This is a genomic window from Aeromicrobium sp. (genome assembly GCF_025965075.1).
In the GTDB taxonomy this organism is placed as follows: Bacteria; Actinomycetota; Actinomycetes; order Propionibacteriales; family Nocardioidaceae; genus Aeromicrobium.
On sequence record NZ_JAOPXQ010000086.1, the window covers coordinates 1 to 3074 of the forward strand.

The following is a 3074-nucleotide window of genomic DNA, read 5'->3' on the forward strand; positions in this document are numbered from 1 at the left end:
GACCCTCGACCTGTTCGAGCAGAACGGGCACCTGGACCGCGACGGCCTCGACGGCTTCGAGCCGGCCCGGATGGGCGACGCCGACGTGTGGGTGCGCCCCGGTGTGCCGATGCTCGTGACGTGGGACCGGGCCGGCACGGTCTACACGATCGTGACCGACGCCGACCGGGACCGGGTCGAGCGCGCCGTCACGGACCTGCCGAGCGGCCCTCGCGAGGGCGACGGGCTGCGCGATCGGGTCGACGACGGCTTCAGCCGGATGACCGCCTGGGTCGACGCCGCCTGACGCCGGTCCTGGTCAGGTCGACTCGGGATCGTACGGCGGGGTCTCGCCCGGGCGCAGGATCCGGGTCTCCTTGGTCGTGCGCGGGGTCGGGTCGTCCTCGAGGAGGTTGCGCCGCACGATCTCGCGCGGGTCCAGGTCCTTGAGGTCCATCGCCGTGAGGTCGTGCCCCATCTCGCGGCCCAGGTCGTTCTTGGCGTTCTCGGCCATCTGCCGCAGCGTGCGGACGAAGCCGCCGGCCTGCTTCGCGAGCTCGGGGAGTCGTTCAGGACCGAACACCAGCAAGGCGACCACCAGGATCACGCCGATCTCGGGGGCGCCCATGCCGAACATGGTGCGACCTTAGAACCGGCCGGCCGGGGCGAGACCGAGCTGCATGCCGGCCAGTCCGCGGGACCGGCCGCTCAGCTGATCGGCCACGCCCTGGAGGATCTTGGCCGACTCCGAGTCGGGGTCCGCCACGACGATCGGCTCGCCGGCGTCGCCACCCTCGCGCAGGGCGGTGTCGAGCGGGACCTGGCCCAGCAGGGGCACGTCGTAGCCGAAGCGGGCGCTCAGCGTCTCGGCGACCTTGGCGGCGCCACCGGAGCCGAAGATCTCCATCCGCTCGCCGCCGGGGATCTGCAGGTAGGACATGTTCTCGATGACGCCGACGACACGCTGGTGCATCATCGAGGCCATCGTGCCGGCGCGCTCGGCGATGTCGGCGGCAGCCGGCTGGGGGGTCGTCACGACGAGCACCTCGGCGTTGGGCAGGTGCTGGCCCAGGCTGATCGCCATGTCACCGGTGCCCGGCGGGAGGTCGAGCAGCAGGACGTCGAGATCACCCCAGTAGACGTCACTCAGCATCTGCACGAGGGCGCGGTCCAGCATCGGTCCGCGCCAGGCGACGACCTGGTCCTTGCGGGGCTTGAGCATCCCGATGCTGATGACCTTGAGGCCCTTGATCGGGACCGGCATGATCATGTCCTCGACCTGGGTCGGGCGGATGTCGCCGGCGCCCAGCATGTCGGGGATCGAGTGGCCGTAGATGTCGGCGTCGACGATGCCGACCTTGAGGCCGCGCTTGACCATCGCCAGGGCGAGGTTGACCGTGACGGTGGACTTGCCGACGCCACCCTTGCCGGACGCGATCGCGAACACCTTGGTCAGCGAGCCTGGTTGGGCGAACGGGACCTCGCGGTCCGCGCGGCCGCCGCGCAGCATCGTCTGCATGTCCTTGCGCTGCTCGTCGGTCATGACGCCCATGTCGACGACGACCGCGGCCGCCGGTGCGACGGTGCCGACCGCGGCGGTGATGTCCCGGTTCAGGGTGTCCTTCAGCGGGCAGCCGGAGACGGTCAGCAGCAGCTTGACCGTGATCAGTGAGTCCTCGATCGTGACGCCGTCGACCATGCCGAGCTCCGTGATCGGGCGCTTGATCTCGGGATCGTTGACGGTGCTGAGTGCTTCGAGGACCTGTGCTTCGGTGACGACTGCCATGTCTCCATGGTACTGGGGAGGCCTGGCGTCCCGGCCTGAGTGTGACCTAACTGGCGGCGCTGCGAGGATGGGCGGGTGGGACACCTCGACCTCAACGCCGTCAGCTTCACGCTCTCCGACGGGCGCCCGCTGCTCGACGACGTCAGCCTGCGGGTCGGGGAGGGTGCCAAGGTCGCGCTGATCGGTCCCAACGGCACCGGCAAGACGACGCTGACCCGCATCGCGACCGGTGACCTGCTCCCGCACGCCGGGGCTGTCACGGTGACCGGTGGCCTCGGGGTCATGCGCCAGTTCATCGGCTCGGTGCGTGACGAGACGACCGTGCGCGACCTGCTGGTGTCGGTGGCGCCGCCGGTCATCCGCTCGGCGGCGGCGGAGGTCGACCGCACCGAGCTGGCGATGATCGAGCGCGACGAGGAGCGCGACCAGATGGCGTACGCGCAGGCGATCGTCGACTGGGGCGACGCGGGTGGCTACGAGCACGAGGCGATGTGGGACGTGTGCACCGTCGCGGCGCTGGGCGTGCCGTTCCAGCAGGCGCAGTACCGCCAGGTCACGACGCTGTCCGGTGGCGAGCAGAAGCGGCTCGTGCTGGAGGCGCTGCTGCGGGGACCCGAGCAGGTCCTGCTGCTGGACGAGCCCGACAACTACCTCGACGTGCCGGCCAAGCGGTGGCTCGAGGAGCAGCTCGTCGAGTCGTCCAAGACCGTCCTGTTCGTCAGCCACGACCGCGAGCTCATCGAGCGGGTCGCCGAGCGCATCACGACCCTGGAGCCGGGAGCCGGCGGCAGCACGCTGTGGGTGCACCCGGGCCGCTTCTCGACGTACCTGCAGGCCCGCATCGACCGCAACGCCAGGCTCGAGGAGCGGCGGCTCCGCTGGGACGAGGAACGTGCCAAGCTCAAGGCGTTGGTGCTGATGTATCGGCAGAAGGCGGCGTACAACTCCGACATGGCCGCCCGCTACCAGGCGGCGCAGACCCGGCTCGACCGGTTCGAGCGGGAGGGCCCGCCCGAGGCTGTCCCGATCGCGCAGAACCTGCGGATGCGGCTCGAGGGCGGCCGTACGGCCAAGCGTGCCGTGATGGCCGAGCAGGTCGAGCTGACCGGCCTGATGCAGCCGTTCGACCTGGAGATCTGGTTCGGCGAACGGGTCGCGGTGCTCGGCAGCAACGGCTCGGGAAAGTCGCACTTCCTGCGTCTGCTGGCCGCCGGCGGCTCCCGGCCCGACATCGAGCACGAGCCGGTCGGCGACGTCGTCCCTCCGCCGGTCGAGCACACCGGGACGGCGCGCCTGGGCTCCCGGGTGC

General features: G+C 70.7%; 4 protein-coding genes. 2 read left to right on the forward strand and 2 right to left on the reverse strand.

The features are described 5' to 3' along the window. A partial coding sequence (locus JWQ91_RS05535; protein WP_297781798.1) for a hypothetical protein occupies positions 1-286 on the forward strand: 286 nt, incomplete at its 5' end. 12 nt (positions 287-298) lie between these two features. Here JWQ91_RS05535 and JWQ91_RS05540 read toward each other — a convergent pair. Beyond that, a complete protein-coding gene (locus JWQ91_RS05540) occupies positions 299-616 on the reverse strand; it encodes a sec-independent translocase (protein ID WP_297781800.1) in 318 nt (105 codons plus the stop codon). A gap of 9 nt (positions 617-625) precedes the next feature. Beyond that, positions 626-1765, reverse strand: a complete 1140-nt coding sequence (locus tag JWQ91_RS05545) for an Mrp/NBP35 family ATP-binding protein (RefSeq protein WP_297781801.1) — start codon at positions 1763-1765, stop codon at positions 626-628. 75 nt (positions 1766-1840) lie between these two features. Between JWQ91_RS05545 and JWQ91_RS05550 the strand changes: the two genes are divergently transcribed. Then, on the forward strand, positions 1841-3074 hold a 1234-nt coding region (locus JWQ91_RS05550), incomplete at its 3' end, for an ATP-binding cassette domain-containing protein (protein ID WP_297781802.1).